The following is a 16,394-nucleotide window of genomic DNA, read 5'->3' as shown; positions in this document are numbered from 1 at the left end:
ATGAACCCGACGCTCACTCACGAGCACCTGCTCCGGCAACCGATCGAAGCGATCATCCCGCATCGCGGCAGCATGCTGCTGATCGACGCCGTGAACGCTTTCGACGAAGAAACGCTAACTGCTTGCGCCTCGGTGCAGGCCGGCGCCTGGTACGCCGACGCCGACGGCGCGATGCCCGCATGGATCGGCATCGAACTGATGGCGCAGGCGATTGCGGCCCACGTCGCCTTGCTGGCGATGCGCGGCGGCGGACGGGCGCGTCCCGGCGTCTTGCTCGGCTCACGCAGCTATAAAGCGTTGCAACCCGCATTTGCTGCCGGTGCGCAACTGATCGTGCAGGTCGTCGAATTGCTGCGTAGCGAAGAAGGCCACGGCGCCTACGAATGCACGATCCATCATGGCGACGTGCGGTGTGCCGAAGCCGTCGTCAAGGTCTTTCAACCGGCCGATTTTCAGTCATTCATCGAAGGGAGTGTCAGTTCATGAGCCGGCGTGTTCTCGTTACCGGCGCAAGCCGTGGCATTGGCCGCGCGATTGCGTACAAGTTGGCCGCCGACGGCTTCGCGGTCTCCGTGCATTGCCGCACGGGACGTACTGAAGCGGAAGCGGTGGCGACCGGCATCGCCGCCCAGGGCGGCACGGCGCGCGTGTTGCAATTCGACGTACGCGAGCGGGCCGTGTGCCGCGAAGTGCTCGAAGCGGATGTCGCCGCGCACGGTCCGTATTACGGCATCGTGTGCAGCGCGGGCGTGACCCGCGACGCCGCTTTCCCGGCTCTGACCGAGGAAGACTGGGACATCGTGATCGAAACCGGTCTGGACGCGTTTTACAACGTGGTCCATCCGCTCACCATGCCGATGGTGCGGGCTCGCAAGGGCGGCCGCATCGTCACGATCGCGTCGGTGTCGGGCGTGATGGGCAATCGCGGCCAGGTCAACTACAGCGCGGCGAAGGCCGGGCTGATCGGCGCGAGCAAAGCGCTGGCGGTCGAGCTGGCTTCGCGCAGCATCACCGTCAACTGCGTCGCGCCGGGTCTGATCGAAACCGGCATGCTCGACGAGATGCCGCTCGAACACGCCTTGAAAACGGTGCCGATGAACCGCGTCGGCCAGCCTGCCGAGGTGGCGTCCGTGGTCGGCTTCCTGATGTCGGATGCGGCTTCGTATGTCACGCGCCAGGTGATCGGCGTCAACGGCGGGATGATCTGATGAAGCGCGTCGTCATTACCGGCATGGGCGGGGTCACGGCATTGGGCGATAGCTGGGACGTCATCGAAACGCGCCTGAGGCGCGGCGTGAACGCGGTGCGGCGCATGCCCGAGTGGGATTACTTCGAGTCGCTGCACACGCGGCTCGCGTGTCCGCTGCCGGACTTCAAGGCGCCGACGCATTACCCGCGCAAGAAGACCCGCTCGATGGGTCTCGTGTCGATGTATTCGGTGCGTGCAAGCGAACTCGCGCTCGCCGACGCCGGGCTGGCGGAAGACGCGAGCATCGCGGATGGCCGCATGGGCGTCGCGTATGGTTCGTCGTCGGGCTCGGTGCAGCCGATCCGCGCGTTCGGCACCATGCTCGAAACCGGCTCGATGAGCGACGTGACCTCCAACAGCTACGTGCAGATGATGCCGCACACCACGGCCGTCAACGTGAGCCTCTTCTGGGACCTGAAAGGGCGGATCATTCCGACCTCGTGCGCCTGCGCCTCCGGCAGCCAGGCGATCGGCTACGCCTTCGAGGCAATCCAGAGCGGCAAGCAGACGCTGATGCTGGCAGGCGGCGCGGAAGAATTGTCGGGCCCGGCCGTGGCGGTGTTCGACACGCTCTACGCCACCAGCACGCGCAACGACGAACCGCATCTGACGCCCCGTCCGTTCGACGCCGCGCGCGACGGCCTGGTGGTCGGCGAAGGCGCGGCCACGCTGGTGCTCGAAGAATACGAACACGCGGTGGCGCGCGGCGCGCGGATTCACGCGGAGATCGTCGGCTTCGGCTGCAACTCGGACGGCGCGCATATGACCCAGCCGACCGCCGAAACCATGGCGCTCGCGATGCAGCTCGCGCTACGCGACGCAAAGCTGCGGCCCGAAGCGATTCAGTATGTGAACGCACACGGCACGTCGACGGATCGCGGCGATGTCGCCGAAAGCCATGCAACCGCGCAGACCTTCGGCGCGCGCATGCCGATCAGCTCGCTCAAGAGTTACGTCGGTCACACGCTCGGTGCATGCGGCGCGCTCGAAGCGTGGTGGACCATCGAAATGATGAAGCGCAACTGGTTCGCGCCGACGCTGAATCTGGACAACGTCGACCCGGCTTGCGCGCCGCTCGACTACATCGTCGGCGCAGGTCGCGAGATCGACGCCGAGCACGTGATGAGCAATAACTTTGCGTTCGGCGGCATCAATACGTCGCTGATTTTCAGGCGCGTTCCGTGAGCGGTACGCTGCAACGCGTGGTCGTCACCGGCATGGGCATCGTGTCGTGTCTCGGCAATACGCTCGATGAAGTCGCGGCCGCCTTGCGCAGTGGCCGCTCGCGGATCGAGCGGATCGACGCGTGGCGCGAGCGGGGTTTCGGCTCGCAAGTCGCGGGCGTCGCCTCGGTCGCACAGGAGCCACCGTTCGCGCGCAAGCTCGAACGGTTCATGGGCGATACCGCGCGCTTTGCGTGTCATGCCGCGCGTAAAGCGATCGTGGACGCGCGGCTCGACGAAGCCATGTTGCGCTCGTCGCTCGCCGGCACGGTGATCGGCTCGGGCGTCGGCAACATGTCGAGCTACGACGCGGCCATGCAGATCGCCGACGTGCGCGGCGTCGACAAGGTGCCGCCCTACGTCGTGCCGCATGCGATGAGCAGCACGGCGTCGGCCAACGTTGCCCAGGTGTTCGGGCTCGAAGGCGTCGGCTACTCGCCGTCGTCGGCGTGCACGACCTCGGCGCTGGCGATCGGGCAGGCGATGCAACTGATCCAGACGGGTCGCCAGAAGGTCGTGCTGGCGGGTGGCAGCGAGTCGCTGCACGACAGCATGACGCTGATGTTCGACGCGATGGGCGCATTGTCGCGGGGCTTCAACGACACACCTGAACGAGCCTCGCGGCCGTACGACAGACTGCGCGACGGTTTCGTGATCGCGTCGGGCGGCGGTGTGCTGGTGCTCGAATCGCTCGATCATGCGCTGGCGCGCGGCGCCCGTATCTACGCCGAACTGAGTGGATTCGGCGACTGCACCGACAGCGGCGGCATGGTCACGCCGCGCGCGGCGGGCATTGCGCGAGCCATGCGCGGCGCGTTACGCGAAGCGGGCAAGCGACCCGACTACATCAACACGCACGCACCGTCGACCCCGCTCGGCGATGTCGAGGAATTGCGCGCCTTGAACGAGGTGTTCGAGGCAGCCGGACATGACGTGCCGGCGTTCTCGTCGACCAAAGGCATGACTGGGCATCCGCTGGGCGCATGCGGCGCGCACGAGGCTATCTACACGCTGTTGATGATGCGCGACGGCTTCGTCGCGGGCACCCCGCAGATCGATGCGATGGAGCCGGAAGTCGCCGCTATGCCGCTCGTGCGCGTGACGCGCGAGGCGCGCATCGATACGGCGATGTCGGTGTCGTACGGTTTCGGCGGCAGTTGCGCGAGCCTGATGTTCCAAGCGTGGCGAGGCGGCTGACGTCGTCCGTTTAATTTTAAAAAACGAGAGTGATAAGAATGAAAAAAGCGTGGGTAGTGGGTGCGTTGGTTGCCGTGGTGCTGACCCAGGTGGGCTGTGCAACGCAGGTGAAGTCGCTGCCGCTCGCGGCGGCCGGTGGTCAATCGAGTGGCGGCGTGCAGGTGTATTTCGGTCAACAGGACCACCCGGCCATCAAGACTCAGTTGGGCGACGTCTCGTACTCGGTCCGGATCGCTCGCAAGGTGGCCAGCCAGGACGAAGCCTGCCACGAAGCCTTGGGCGAAGCAGTCGACAAGTTGCGCGCCGCAGCGCTCGCGCGCCACGCGAACGCGGTGATCGGCGTGCAGACGCGCTTTCATAGCACGCAAACCAATTCGTCGAGCGAGTTCACCTGCGGCGTGAGTCCGAGCGCCGCCGCGATTGCGGTGAGCGGTCAGCTCGTGGTGCTGGACTCGAATTGAGCGTAGCCGGTCTGACTTAGTCGGCTTTCACCGCCGCGACATTGACGAGCGTCTCGCGACGTTTGCCGGGTTTCGGTGTGTAGAGGCCAAGTCGTTCGAGCAGGCCGAAGTCTTTGGCGCGGCTCCACCAGAGGTACGGGAGAGAGACATTGCGTTCGCCGAAGCGGAAGCCGCCGTGGCGAATCATATCGAGGTAGCCCTCGGCGCTCTTTTGCACTTGCATCGGATGACGGAACAGCAGGCGGATTACCCACGACCTGATGTAAGCCTCGGTGGATTCGGCGAATAGCAGCACGCCGCCCGGTCTGAGCACGCGGTGGAATTCCGCGAGCGCAAGGTCTTGCTCGACGAGATGGTGGAAGGTCTGGTGACAGAACACGATGTCGGCACTGGCGTCGGGCAAGGGCAGCTTCGCACAATCGCCGTGCAGCAGTTCGATATCGGCGAGTTGCTCGCGGCAGGCATTGGCGGCCTGTGCGGCGAGCCGGAGCGAGTCCTGGTGGAAATCGATGCCGACGATACGGCGCGGCTTGAATGCTTCAGCAAGCAGCCGAAACGAAATGCCCTGACCGCAGCCGACGTCGACGATGACGGGTGCTTCGGGCAACGGGTGATCGATCAGGCGTTTGAGGTCATTGATCGCCACGCGCAGGACATGATGTTCCCACGTGTAGGTGCGCAGGAACCAGATACCAAAGACCGTTTCCGGTACGAACGGTACGCTGGATGTTTCGGATGGCGACACGCTGGACTCCCCGGCGAAATTTTGTTTTGCCGTCTCCAAGGCACATGGGCGACGCGCAATTGTAACCATAAGTAAGGATGCAGCATTGAGCTTTTCCGGGCAAGCAAACGATTCACATGATCGAGGCTAACTTGAGTACACATTCGTCAAAGCGCGCGACGGTCGACGTCGTGATCATCGGTGCGGGCCCGGCAGGTTCGGTCGCGGCGGCGTTGCTGCGCAAGGCAGGCCGTTCGGTGCTGGTGCTGGAGCGTCAGCACTTTCCGCGCTTCTCGATCGGCGAGAGCCTGCTGCCGCAAAGCATGGCCTACCTCGAAGAAGCCGGCATGCTGCAGGCCGTCGTCGAAGCCGGTTTCCAGTACAAGAACGGCGCGCATTTCATCCATCGCGACCAGTCGTCGGCGTTCGATTTCCGTGACAAGCATTCGGCGGGTTGGGGCACCACCTACCAGGTCGAGCGCGCGGTGTTCGACGACATCCTGATTCGCTGCGCCGCGCAGCAGGGCGCCGACGTGCGCTTTGGCCACACGGTGCGCGCGGTTCACACGGGAGTTGCGCCGCTCGTCGACGTGGTCGACGAAGCGGACCACGCGTATCAGATCGAAGCGCGTTTCGTATTCGACGCGAGCGGCTTTGGGCGCGTGCTGCCGCGCCTGCTGAACCTCGAAGCGCCCACGCGCATGCCGACGCGCGCCGCGATCTTCACGCACGTGCAGGACGGCATTCCGACCGGTACCACGGATCGCAACAAGATCTGCGTGGCGACCCATCCCGAGCGCCGGGATGTGTGGTTCTGGATGATTCCGCTGGCGGGCGGCCGCTCGTCCGTGGGCTGCGTGGCCGAGGCGAGTTTCCTCGATGTGCCCGATGCGGAGCGCGACGCGACGCTGCGTGCGCTGATCCAGCAGGAGCCGACCTTCAACCGCCTGATCGGTGAGGCGCCGTTTCTGATGCCGGTGCGCCACATCGGCGGCTATGCGGCGAATGTCGAGCACTTGCATGGTCCCGGTTACGCGCTACTCGGCAATGCGGGTGAGTTTCTCGATCCGGTTTTTTCGTCCGGTGTGACGATCGCGCTGCGCTCGGCGCATCTGGCGGTGCAGACCTTGAACCGGCAGCTTGATGGCGCAACGGTCGACTGGTCCGCGGACTACGACGTGCCGCTGCGCAAGGGGATCGATACGTTCCGGGCGTTTGTCGAGCGGTGGTACACGGGTGAGTTGCAGGACATCATTTTCTACCCGGACCCGACGCCGTCGATTCGGCGCATGATCAGCGCGGTGCTGGCGGGTTACGCGTGGGATGAAACGAACCCTTATGTTGCCGATCCGGTGCGACGCCTGAATGCGTTGCATGAGGTGTGCACACAGCGTTGAGCGGTCTGCGTGTGACGGAAGGCAAATAAAAAACGGCGCTTCGAATCGAAGCGCCGTTTTTCGTTCTGCCGCTTAGCCTGAATCAGGCCGCGATCTTCGCTACACGCGGTGCGTGCACCCGCACGTCGTCACGACGGTGAACACGTTTGCCCGCCGCATACGTTTCGTAGATCGCGCGATCGTCGCCGAGCAGCGCGAACGCGAACAGCAGTTCTTCCAGCGACTCGGTGCGTGCCGTGCGGCGCGCGAGCAACGGCGTCGCCTGCGGATCGAGCACGACGAAGTCGGCTTCCGACTTCGGCTTCAAGGTGCCGACCTTGTCCGCCAGATCGAGTGCTGCCGCGGCGCCCGCGGTTGCCAGATAGAACATGCGCGTGGCCGTCAGATGATGACCCGTGAGGCGCGCGACCTTGTGCGCTTCGTTCATGGTCTGCAGCATCGAGAACGAGGTGCCGCCGCCGACGTCGGTCGCAAGTGCGACCGGCATGCCGGCTTCGTCGGCCTTGTCGAAATCGAACAGGCCGCTGCCGAGGAACAGGTTCGAGGTCGGGCAGTGCGAGGCGACTGCGCCGGTTTGCGCCATGCGCTTGCGGTCTTCTTCGTCGAGGTAGATGCAGTGGCCGTACACCGCGCGGCGGCGCAGCAGGTCATAGTGATCGTAGATGTCCAGGTAGCTGCGATGACCCGGGAACAGATCGGCGACCCATTTCACTTCGTCGGTGTTTTCCGCGACGTGGCTCTGGATGAAGATATCCGGATTCTGCTTTGCCAGCACACCGCATGCTTCGAGTTGCGCTTCGGTCGAAGTCGGCGCGAAGCGCGGCGTAAGCGCGTACATCTGGCGGCCGCGATTGTGCCAGCGGCCGATCAGCTCGGCGCTGTCGTCGTAGCCCGATTGCGCGGTGTCCTGCAGGAACTCGGGGCAGTGCCGGTCCATCAGCACCTTGCCGGCCACCATGCGCAGATTGCGCGCTTCGCTCTCGGTGAAGAGCGCGTCGGCCGATTCCTTGTGGACCGTGCAATACACGAGTGCGGTGGTCGTGCCGCAGGCCAGCAGTTCTTCGACGAAGAAGCTCGCCGTGTCGCGTGCATAGGCCGGATCGGCGAAGCGGCGCTCGGTCGGGAACGTGTAGGTTTCGAGCCACGGCAACAGACCCGGCGCCGGCGAGGCGATCATGTCCGTCTGCGGATAGTGAATGTGCGTGTCGATGAAGCCCGGCACGATCAGCTTGTCGCGCATGTCCTGCACCTGCGTGCCCGGCGCGAGTTGCGAGGCGAGCGCGGCATACGCGCCTGCCGCGACGACATGGCCGTCTTCGACGATCAGCAGGCCGTCTTCGTTGAAGACTGCCGCATGGGGCGATTGCGCGGGATCGCCGTTGAAAGTCAGCAGTTGCGCGCGAAACGCCGTTTGGCCTGGTTTAGCCGGGTTGGCCGAATGAGTCATGGAAAAACCGTCTCCGATTGTGGGAAGCTGAACAGCGCGGACGACGGGTTTTTTGCTCGGCTCTTTCGAACGAGCCTACGCCGCCGGCTGCTATCTATCGGCCCGTCAGTGGGGGCCGTCTGGTTGCCAGTGCGCGTCGAGCTTCGCGATCAGTTCGCTGCGTTGCCCGGGCGTGACGAACGACGCTTCGAAGCTGTTGCGGATGATCGTGTAGACCTCGGCATCGTTGAGCTTCAACGCGTCGATGATGGCGAAATAGTTGGCGTTCACGTAACCGCCGAAGTAAGCCGGATCGTCGGAATTCACCGTCACGGCGACGCCGCGATCGAGCAGGTCCTTCAGCGTGTGTTTGGTCATGTCGTCGAATACGCAGAGCTTCAGGTTCGACAGCGGGCACACGGTCAGCGCGACGCGCGAATCGGCCAGACGCGCGACGAGCGCTGGGTCCTCGATGCTGCGCACGCCGTGATCGACGCGGTCCACCTTCAGCAGGTCGAGCGCTTCGTAGATATACGACGGCGGCCCTTCCTCACCGGCATGCGCGACGAGCTTCAGACCGAGCGCGCGCGCCTTGGCGAACACGCGTTTGAACTTCGAAGGCGGGTGGCCGCGCTCCGACGAATCCAGACCCACGCCGATCAGGCGATGCTTGTATTGCTCGAACAACGGCCGCGCTTCTTCGAAGGTGGCGAGCGCGTCTTCTTCGGACAGATGGCGCAGGAAACACAGAATCAGCTTGCTCGTCATGCCGCGCTTTTCCGCGTCGGCCAGCGCGCGTTCGATGCCCGCGACGGCGGTCGCGATCGACACGCCGCGCTCGGTGTGCGTCTGCGGATCGAAGAAAATTTCGCTGTGAATCACATTGTCGGCGAGGCAGCGTTCGACATACGCCGTCGTCATGTCGTAGAAGTCCTGCTCCTGCAGCAGCACGCTTGCGCCGGCGTAGTAAATGTCGAGGAACGATTGCAGGTCGGTGAATGCGTAGGCGGCGCGCAATGCGTCGATCGAGTCATACGCGAGCTTCACGCCGTTGCGTTCGGCGAGCGCGAAAATCAGTTCGGGTTCAAGCGAGCCTTCAATGTGAATATGCAGCTCGGCCTTCGGTGCGAGCGCGGTTTTTTCAGCGAGTGTCGTAGAGGTTGCAGTCGTTGTATTCATGGTCGGTCAAGTTTTCGTTGGAGTCGGCTCACGCCGGATGCGTTGGCTGATGGCTGTCAGGACAAAGCGCCGTCGTGTCACACGGTTACAGCGTCACACCGTATGCGGCGCGTGATGCGCGCCCGCATTCGCCTCGACGGCCTGCAAGACCTGCGCGGCCGCCGAGATCGCGATGATCTCCGGCGACTTGTCGACGATCCCATCCACGCCGAGCGGGCACTTCATTCGCCCGATCAGCGCCGGATCGAGCCCGCGTGCGGCCAGCCGGTGTTCGAACTGTTTGCGCTTGCTGTGCGAGCCGATCATGCCGAAGAACGCGAAATCGCCACGCCGTAAAATGCGCTCGGCCAACTCGAGATCGAGCGCGTGGTTATGCGTCATCACGATGAAGTACGTGTTCGGCAGAGCCTGGTCGATGGCTTCGTCGGGGGCGTCGTTCGGATCGATTTTCACGTTCGCCGCGTGCAGCGATTGCGCGGGAGGAAACTGCGCGTCGCGCTCGTCCACCCAGCGGACCGTGCAGGGCAGCGTGGCCAGTACGCGAACCAGCGCGGCGCCCACGTGACCGGCACCGAACAGCACGACTGGGAAGTCGCCTGGCGCGACGGTTTCGGTGAGTAGCGCGCCGCTGTCGTCGAAGCCGGCGCCGTCCCACAGCAGGCAGTCGGCGGCGTCGACACCCGGCTCGGGGTCGGACAGCATCACCGCATCCGGTGCGGGGCCGAATGATACGCTACGCACCGTCGATTGGCCTGCGGCCACGCGTTTTGCCAGCGATGTGATCCAGCCGAGGTCGCCGATGTCGAGGCGCTCGAAGGCGAGAATCACGGCGCCGCCGCAGCATTGGCCGAGACTCGGGCCGAGCGCGAAACGCTCCAGCCGGCGCATATGCGGCGAGCGCATGCCGTCGCGCAGCACCTGGCGCGCGGTCTCGATGGCTTTCCATTCGAGGTGGCCGCCGCCGATCGTATGCTTCGCTGAATCGCGCGTGACGATCATCTTGGTGCCGGCTTCGCGGGGCGCCGAACCTTCGACGCGCGCGACCGTCACCAGCACGGCGGCGTCGCCGTGCGCGAGCAGATGTTGCAGGTCAGGTAGCCAGGCTTGCATCCGGCGATTCTCCATGCGAGGCCGCGCGGGGTGTCCGTGCGGCCGGTTGTGTAGGGCGCGAGGCGTTCGTGTCGCCGCGCGCCGTCGGGCATTGTCGTTCGGTCGATGTTTACGCTGTCGTGTCGATGGTTGCGGGTTCCGTTTCGGGTGCAGTCGCGCCGGGCGGTGGCGTGCCTGGCGCCTGCAACGCATCTAGCGCGTCGAGAATGGCTTCCGGTGTGGCCGGCGCGCGCAATGCCGGAGCATGTTGCGCGCCCGGCACCGCGGCGGCGACGGCGTCGCGAATCGCGAGAAACACCGAGAACGGCAGCAGCAAAGGCGGCTCGCCGACGGCCTTCGAACGGAACACGGTCGGCTCGGCGTTCTGGTTCTGAAAGAGCTGCACATGGAAAGCCGCGGGCGTGTCGCTGACCGCAGGAATCTTGTACGTGGACGGTGCATGCGTCATCAGACGGCCGTCGCGGTTCCACCAGAGTTCTTCGGTGGTGAGCCAGCCCATGCCTTGAATGAAACCGCCTTCCACCTGGCCGATGTCGATCGCCGGATTGATCGACTGGCCGGCATCGTGAAGCACATCCGCGCGCACCAGTTTCCATTCGCCGGTCAGCGTATCGATCACGACTTCCGACACGGCCGCGCCGTATGCGAAGTAATAAAACGGATGACCGGTCAGCGTTTTCGCGTCCCAATGCACTTTCGGCGTGGTGTAAAAACCGTCCGACCACAACTGCACGCGCGCCAGATACGCGGCGCCGATCAGTTGTTCGAACGGCATCGCACCGCCATTCACCGACACTTCGCCGTTGGCAAACTGAACGTCCCCGGCGTTGCCGCCGAGTTGTTTGGCCGCGAGTTCGGCGAGCCGTCCACGAATGGTTTTCGCCGCCGCTTCGGCAGCCTTGCCGTTCAGATCGCTACCCGTTGACGCGGCGGTGGCCGACGTGTTGGCGATCTTCGAGGTATCGGTTGCCGACACCCGCACGCGTGAAAGCTTCAGACCGAGTTCGTTGGCGACGACCTGCGCGACCTTGGTGTTGAGACCCTGGCCCATCTCGGTGCCGCCGTGATTGACCAGCACCGAACCGTCCTTGTACACATGAACCAGAGCGCCTGCCTGGTTCAGAAACGGCACGTTGAACGAGATGCCGAATTTAACGGGTGAAAACGCGAGGCCGCGTTTGAGCACCGGACTCGTTGCATTGAATGCGGCAATCGTTTCGCGACGCGCGCGATAGTCGCTGGTGGCGAGCAGTTCGTCGGTCAGCGGCGCGATGATGTTGTCTTCGACACGTTGCCCGTACGGCGTCGTGTCGCGCTCGCCGATGCCGTAGTAGTTGGCAAGGCGCACGTCGAGCGGATCGCAGTTCAATTGACGCGCGATGCTGTCGAGCATCACTTCCATCACGAGCGCGCCTTGCGGGCCGCCGAAGCCGCGAAACGCGGTATTCGATTGCGTGTTGGTCTTGCAGCACAGCGCCACGATATCGACATCGGACAGGTAGTACGCGTTGTCGAAGTGACACACGGCGCGGGTGGCGACGGCGCCCGAAAGATCCGCCGAATAGCCCGCACGTAAAGCGATTTCGACGCGTGCGCCGAGAATGCGGCCGTTGTCGTCGAAGCCGGCTTCGTATTCGTAGATCGCGTCGTGGCGCTTGCCGGTGATCATGAAGTCGTCGTCGCGATCGGCGCGCAGTTTCACCGGACGGCGCAGCAGTTTCGCCGCCAGCGACGCCACGCAGGCAAACAGCGCCGATTGCGATTCCTTGCCGCCGAAGCCGCCGCCCATGCGCCGGCATTCGCACAGCACGCTATGCGCGGGCCAATCGAGCATATGCGCGACCACCTGCTGCATTTCGCTCGGATGCTGCGTCGAACTGTAGACGAGCATGCCGTCCATCTCTTTCGGCACGGCGTAGGCGATCTGGCCTTCCAGATAGAACTGTTCCTGGCCGCCCACTTCGAACGTGCCCTTGATCTTGTGGGGCGCTGCGGCGATCTTCGCGCCAGGCTCGCCGCGTTTCAGATGCAGCGGCGGGAGCACGAACTGCTTGTTGGCCCTGGCTTGCGCCGGCGTCAGGACGGCTTCGAGCGGCTCGTAGCGGATCACGTCATCGCTTTTCGCGAGCGCGGCCGCGCGGCGCGCGAGTTCGTGGCTTTCGGCGATGACGGCGAACACCGGTTGGCCGAGGTACAGGACTTCGTCGACGGCGAGAATCGGATCGTCGTGCAGCACGGGGCCGCAATTGTTTTCACCGGGGATGTCTTCAGCGGTCAACACGGCGATCACGCCGGGTGCTTTTCTGACCGCATCCAGATCGATCGAAACGATGCGCGCGTGCGCGTGGCGCGAGAGGCCGAGCGCGGCGTGTAAGGTGCCGTGAAGTTCGGGGACGTCGTCGGTGTACGTGGCTTCGCCGCTCACATGCAGCGCGGCCGATTCGTGCGGCAGCGAAATGCCGATCGCCGCGTCGCCATCCTGAAGCGCGGCGTGCTTGCCCGCGTGTTCGACAAAAGCATCGGTCCGGTTCATCACGACGACTCCTTCGCAAGGATCGCGTCCGGCGCGCCGGCTTCGAACGCGAACGCATTCACGTCGAACAGGGCGAGCGGCGCGACATCGCGCGTTTCGAGGTGGAAGCGCCACAGGACGTTGCGCGCCACCTTCAGCCGGTAAGCGCTCGACGCGCGCATATCGGAGAGCGGCTGATAATCGGCGACGAGCGCGTTCATCGCCTGACGCGCGGTAGTTTCGTTCCATGCCGCGCCGGTCAGGACGGCTTCCGTTTGCGCGGCGCGCTTCGGCGTGGCCGCCATGCCGCCGAAGGCGATCCGCGCCTGAGTGATGACGCCGTCTTCGCCGAGGTGCAAGGCGAATGCTGCGCAGACCGCCGAGATGTCCTGATCGTAGCGTTTCGAGACTTTGTACGTGCGAAAACGCAGATTCCCCAGCGGACGCGGCACGCGCAGCGCCGCGACGAATTCGCCGGCTGCGAGGGCGGTTTTCTGGTAGCCGAGGTAGAACGTATCGAGTGGCAGAGTGCGGGTTTTCGCGCCGTGACGCAGCACGATTTCGGCACCGAGCGCGAGCAGCGCGGGCATCGAGTCGCCGATCGGCGAGCCATTGGCGACGTTGCCGCCGAGCGTGCCGGCATTGCGGATCGGCAGCGACGCGAAACGCGTCCACAGTTCGGCGAGTTCGGGATAGTCCACGGCGAGGGCTGCGTAGGCGTCTTCGAGTGTCACGGCTGCGCCGATCGTCAGCGTCTGCGCATCGCGCTCGATCGTCTTCAATTCGGCGACGTTGCCGATATACAGAATGTCGCCGAGATCGCGGAATTGCTTGGTGACCCACAGGCCGACGTCGGTGCTGCCGGCCAGCAGCCGTGCTTGAGGATGCCCGGCGCGTAGTTTGGCGAAGGCGTCGAGCGTGACGGGCGCGTGGAAGGTTGGCGCGCCGAATGCGGCGCCGCGCGTGTCGGGCGCGCTGTATTCGAACGTGTCGTGGCGTTGCAGTTCGCGCAGCTTGTTGGCGATCGCCGTGCGGTCCAGCGTTACGCGCGGGTACTGCGGGTAATCGAACATTTTCTGCGACGCATCGACGATCGGCCGGTAGCCGGTGCAACGGCACAGATTGCCGGAGAGCGCAGCGTTGATTTCATCGCGGGTGGGGAGACCGGCGGCGGCGGGCTGGTTTTCGTACAGCGCCCACATCGACATGACGAAGCCGGGCGTGCAGAAACCGCATTGGGAACCGTGGCAATCGACCATCGCCTGTTGCACGGGGTGCAGGGCGCCATCGGCGGCGCGCAGGTCTTCGACGGTGAAGAGGGCTTTCCCGTCGAGTGTCGGCAGAAACTGGATGCAGGCATTGACCGCCTTCAGGGCGAAGGCGCCGTGGGCGTCGAGTTCGCCGACCACTACCGTGCAGGCGCCGCAGTCGCCCTCGGCACAGCCTTCCTTGGTGCCGGTGCAATGCAAATCTTCGCGCAGATGCTGGAGCACGGTGCGCGATGCCGGGACGCCCGCAACCTCACGGACGGACCCCTGGTGATAAAAGCGGATGGTTTGCGTTGTCATGGCGAATCCAGAAGACAGTGCGGACCGGGCGCGCGTTACGCGTGGGGTCGCGCCAAAGCCGGCCTCGCGCACGTAGATCGCCATCCAGGTCCGAAGATAGCATTACCTTGTCTCGAAAAGATTTCCCATATCGCATGAAGCTTATTCGGGGACGGTCATGAGTACGATTCGCAACATCGCGGGAAGTTGCGTGGTGGCGGCAGGTCGCGGGGGCCAGATCAAAGGAGGCAACCCATGTGAAAACGCCGGCCTTCAGCGCCCACAAACGGGCGGCTGGAGGCCGGCGTCGGTTCGACTCGCCGAGAAAAGTCCGCTTAGGCGATGCGGCGGCGGTTGCGCGTGAGGCTCAGCGCCAGCGGAATGAAGGCGACCACGAATGCCAGCAGCGACCACATCGGCAAAGTCAGGCCGAGAATCGGCGGATAAGCCGTTTCGCACAGCCCGGCGACCTTGAACACGCCCGGCAGCCAATGCGCGGGCGGCAGACTGTCGACCAGCGGCTGAAGTGCATCGAAACCGCAGCTGAATCCCGGATTCGCCTGCACATACACATGCCGCGCGGCTGTCACGACGCCGGCCAGCGCCGACAGCGCCGCCAGCACTTCCAGCAGGCGTACGCCGCGCCAGCTGTCAAAACGCGCGCCGAGGAACGCAAAAATCGCGATCAGCAGGAAGAAATACCGCTGGATGATGCACAGCGGGCACGGGTCTTCGTGCAGACCGTATTGCAGATAGAGCGCGCCGGCCACGAGGGCAACGCAGATCAGGCCAAGCAGAACCAGCAGGGAGCGCTCGCGGCGCAGCATTGCATTATCGTTATTCATGGGTCGTGTGGCTGTCCTGAAATCAGAAAGGGCGGGTGCCCGCGATTCTAGCGCGAACCCCACCCCCGCCGCGTCTTTGCCCCGGCTGCGCCGCTATGCAGCCTGCATGGGCTCAGCGGATCGGATTGAGCACCGCTTCGGCCGCCCGGCCGATCGCCAGCAAGGCGTCGTCGGCGTGCGGGGCGCCCGCCAGCATCAGGCCGACCGGCGCGTCGCCGCGCAGATGGCAGGGCAGCGACAGTGCGCAGCTGTCGAGGAAATTGAACACGCTCGGATTGCGCAGGATCAGCGCGTTGGTGCGGCCAAAAGCGTCATCGTCGGTGGCCAGATCGGCCACGCGCGGCGGCACGACCGGCACGGTCGGCGCGACCAGCGCGTCGAACCGCTGCCACAACGTGCGGTCGGCCTCCGCCAGCATTGCTTCGCGTTCGGCGACGAGGTCCAGATAGTCGGCGGCGCTCGCCGGCTGGCCTTTGAGAATGCGCACCAGCACGCGCGGATCGTATTGCTCGCGATGCCTGGCCAGCAGCGGACGGTGCCACGCATACGCTTCGATCGGCGAAAAGCCGAAGCGGTTGATGTCGGGCAAGCGGTCGAGCGGCGCGAAACGCACTTCGCTGACGATCGCGCCGGCCGCTTCCAGATGCTTCAGCGCGGTGTCGATGGCGGCGGCCACGGCCGGTTCGACGCCGTCGGTGACGAAATTGGTCAGCACGCCGAGCCGCACGCCTTCGAGGGGCCGGGCGGCCGGAATGCGCGGTTCAAGACCGGCCAGCATCCGGTCGACCAGCGCGCAGCACGCCACCGAGACGCCGATCGGCCCAAACGAATCGAGCGTCGTCGAAAGCGGCACGCCGCCCTGCCTGGGGATGCGGTCGGCGGTCGGCTTGAAGCCGGTCAGCCCGCACAGCGCCGCCGGAATGCGGATCGAGCCGCCCGTATCGGTGCCGAGCGCAATCGCCGCCATGCCGTCCGCGACCGACGCCGCCGCGCCCGAGGACGAGCCGCCCGAAATCCGCTCGTCGCCCTTCACGCCACGCTGATACGGCGACAGCGGATTGCCGTAGTGCGGATTCAGCCCGAGCCCGGAAAACGCGAACTCGCTCATATTGGTGCGTCCGACGATTACCGCGCCCGCGCGCTTCAGGCGCGCGACCGCCACCGCATCCGCCTTCGCGGCGGGCGCGTCGGCGAGCACGACCGAGCCGGCGCGGGTCGGCTGGCCTTCGATGTCGAACAGGTCCTTCACCGACACCGGAATGCCGGCGAGCGGCGAGAGCACCGTGCCGGCCGCGCGTAGACGGTCGTGCGCGTCGGCGGCGGTGCGGGCGCTGTCGGCGTCCACATGCATGAAGACGGCCGCGCCCTGGCCAGCCGGATCGGCAATCCGTTCGAGCGCCGTTTCGACGAGCGCGCGGCTCGTGGTGCGTCCGGCGGCGAGGTCGGCGGCGAGTTGGGCGAGGGGCGGGAAGGGCGTGAATTCAGTGGCCATGATGTCGTAGAAATCCGGTTGAACCGCGAGAA

General features: G+C 65.0%; 14 protein-coding genes. 6 read left to right on the top strand and 8 right to left on the bottom strand.

The genetic code is table 11. The annotated features are described in order from the left end of the window. From FQ705_RS05480 to FQ705_RS05460, 5 genes are read left to right on the top strand one after another with little or no spacing between them, the layout of a single operon-like run. Nucleotides 1-486, top strand: a complete 486-nt coding sequence (locus FQ705_RS05480; protein ID WP_144138398.1) for a hotdog family protein — start codon at nucleotides 1-3, stop codon at nucleotides 484-486. After that, nucleotides 483-1,208 (top strand): 3-ketoacyl-ACP reductase FabG2, encoded by a 726-nt coding sequence (locus FQ705_RS05475; protein WP_144138397.1) that lies wholly within the window; start codon nucleotides 483-485, stop codon nucleotides 1,206-1,208. Before FQ705_RS05480 ends, FQ705_RS05475 begins: the two co-directional genes overlap by 4 nt. After that, nucleotides 1,208-2,434 carry a beta-ketoacyl-ACP synthase gene (locus FQ705_RS05470; RefSeq protein ID WP_144138396.1) on the top strand — a complete coding sequence of 409 codons (1,227 nt, stop codon included), beginning with the start codon at nucleotides 1,208-1,210 and terminating at the stop codon, nucleotides 2,432-2,434. Before FQ705_RS05475 ends, FQ705_RS05470 begins: the two co-directional genes overlap by 1 nt. Continuing rightward, nucleotides 2,431-3,669, top strand: a complete 1,239-nt coding sequence (locus FQ705_RS05465; protein ID WP_144138395.1) for a beta-ketoacyl-[acyl-carrier-protein] synthase family protein — start codon at nucleotides 2,431-2,433, stop codon at nucleotides 3,667-3,669. The genes FQ705_RS05470 and FQ705_RS05465 overlap by 4 nt, the downstream gene beginning before the upstream one ends. A 38-nt stretch (nucleotides 3,670-3,707) precedes the next feature. Continuing rightward, on the top strand, nucleotides 3,708-4,130 hold the full coding sequence (locus FQ705_RS05460) for a signal peptidase (protein ID WP_144138394.1): 423 nt from the start codon (nucleotides 3,708-3,710) through the stop codon (nucleotides 4,128-4,130). Between the two features lie 16 nt (nucleotides 4,131-4,146). Here FQ705_RS05460 and FQ705_RS05455 read toward each other — a convergent pair whose 3' ends face one another. Next, nucleotides 4,147-4,875 carry a class I SAM-dependent methyltransferase gene (locus FQ705_RS05455; protein ID WP_144138393.1) on the bottom strand — a complete coding sequence of 243 codons (729 nt, stop codon included), beginning with the start codon at nucleotides 4,873-4,875 and terminating at the stop codon, nucleotides 4,147-4,149. A gap of 131 nt (nucleotides 4,876-5,006) precedes the next feature. On the opposite strand from FQ705_RS05455, the gene FQ705_RS05450 reads away from it, so the two are divergent. Then, entirely contained in the window at nucleotides 5,007-6,251 is a 1,245-nt protein-coding gene (locus FQ705_RS05450) for an NAD(P)/FAD-dependent oxidoreductase (protein WP_144138392.1), read from the top strand. 82 nt (nucleotides 6,252-6,333) lie between these two features. Here the strand turns inward: FQ705_RS05450 and guaD are convergent, their stop codons facing one another. From guaD to FQ705_RS05415, 7 genes are all read right to left on the bottom strand, one after another. Next, on the bottom strand, nucleotides 6,334-7,698 hold the full coding sequence (guaD, locus tag FQ705_RS05445) for a guanine deaminase (protein ID WP_144138391.1): 1,365 nt from the start codon (nucleotides 7,696-7,698) through the stop codon (nucleotides 6,334-6,336). 105 nt (nucleotides 7,699-7,803) lie between these two features. Beyond that, the gene (locus FQ705_RS05440; RefSeq protein WP_144138390.1) at nucleotides 7,804-8,856 is read right to left on the bottom strand and encodes an adenosine deaminase; all 1,053 of its coding nucleotides are present in this window, start codon (nucleotides 8,854-8,856) and stop codon (nucleotides 7,804-7,806) included. A 93-nt stretch (nucleotides 8,857-8,949) separates the two neighbouring features. After that, nucleotides 8,950-9,966, bottom strand: a complete 1,017-nt coding sequence (gene xdhC / locus FQ705_RS05435) for a xanthine dehydrogenase accessory protein XdhC (RefSeq protein ID WP_144138389.1) — start codon at nucleotides 9,964-9,966, stop codon at nucleotides 8,950-8,952. 109 nt (nucleotides 9,967-10,075) lie between these two features. After that, the gene (gene xdhB / locus FQ705_RS05430; RefSeq protein ID WP_144138388.1) at nucleotides 10,076-12,499 is read right to left on the bottom strand and encodes a xanthine dehydrogenase molybdopterin binding subunit; all 2,424 of its coding nucleotides are present in this window, start codon (nucleotides 12,497-12,499) and stop codon (nucleotides 10,076-10,078) included. Continuing rightward, entirely contained in the window at nucleotides 12,499-14,046 is a 1,548-nt protein-coding gene (gene xdhA, locus FQ705_RS05425; RefSeq protein ID WP_186307795.1) for a xanthine dehydrogenase small subunit, read from the bottom strand. Before xdhA ends, xdhB begins: the two co-directional genes overlap by 1 nt. A 314-nt stretch (nucleotides 14,047-14,360) precedes the next feature. Further along, nucleotides 14,361-14,870 (bottom strand): disulfide bond formation protein B, encoded by a 510-nt coding sequence (locus FQ705_RS05420; RefSeq protein WP_144138386.1) that lies wholly within the window; start codon nucleotides 14,868-14,870, stop codon nucleotides 14,361-14,363. Nucleotides 14,871-14,982: 112 nt separating this feature from the next. Then, entirely contained in the window at nucleotides 14,983-16,362 is a 1,380-nt protein-coding gene (locus tag FQ705_RS05415; RefSeq protein ID WP_144138385.1) for an amidase, read from the bottom strand. Nucleotides 16,363-16,394 lie beyond the last annotated feature (32 nt).

It is taken from the genome of Paraburkholderia sp. BCC1884 (assembly GCF_900996225.1).
GTDB lineage: Bacteria > Pseudomonadota > Gammaproteobacteria > Burkholderiales > Burkholderiaceae > Paraburkholderia.
The sequence above is the reverse complement of the archived record's forward strand: the minus strand, read 5'-3'. Positions and strand labels throughout refer to the sequence as shown.

Excerpts from the sequence above, each read along its gene's own strand:
- xdhA (WP_186307795.1), bottom strand. The coding sequence starts at position 14,046 with ATGACAACGCAAACCATCCGCTTTTATCACCAGGGGTCCGTCCGTGAG.
- xdhB (WP_144138388.1), bottom strand. The coding sequence starts at position 12,499 with ATGAACCGGACCGATGCTTTTGTCGAACACGCGGGCAAGCACGCCGCG.
- FQ705_RS05475 (WP_144138397.1), top strand. The coding sequence starts at position 483 with ATGAGCCGGCGTGTTCTCGTTACCGGCGCAAGCCGTGGCATTGGCCGC.
- FQ705_RS05460 (WP_144138394.1), top strand. The coding sequence starts at position 3,708 with ATGAAAAAAGCGTGGGTAGTGGGTGCGTTGGTTGCCGTGGTGCTGACC.
- FQ705_RS05440 (WP_144138390.1), bottom strand. The coding sequence starts at position 8,856 with ATGAATACAACGACTGCAACCTCTACGACACTCGCTGAAAAAACCGCG.
- FQ705_RS05470 (WP_144138396.1), top strand. The coding sequence starts at position 1,208 with ATGAAGCGCGTCGTCATTACCGGCATGGGCGGGGTCACGGCATTGGGC.
- FQ705_RS05415 (WP_144138385.1), bottom strand. The coding sequence starts at position 16,362 with ATGGCCACTGAATTCACGCCCTTCCCGCCCCTCGCCCAACTCGCCGCC.
- guaD (WP_144138391.1), bottom strand. The coding sequence starts at position 7,698 with ATGACTCATTCGGCCAACCCGGCTAAACCAGGCCAAACGGCGTTTCGC.
- FQ705_RS05420 (WP_144138386.1), bottom strand. The coding sequence starts at position 14,870 with ATGAATAACGATAATGCAATGCTGCGCCGCGAGCGCTCCCTGCTGGTT.
- xdhC (WP_144138389.1), bottom strand. The coding sequence starts at position 9,966 with ATGCAAGCCTGGCTACCTGACCTGCAACATCTGCTCGCGCACGGCGAC.
- FQ705_RS05480 (WP_144138398.1), top strand. The coding sequence starts at position 1 with ATGAACCCGACGCTCACTCACGAGCACCTGCTCCGGCAACCGATCGAA.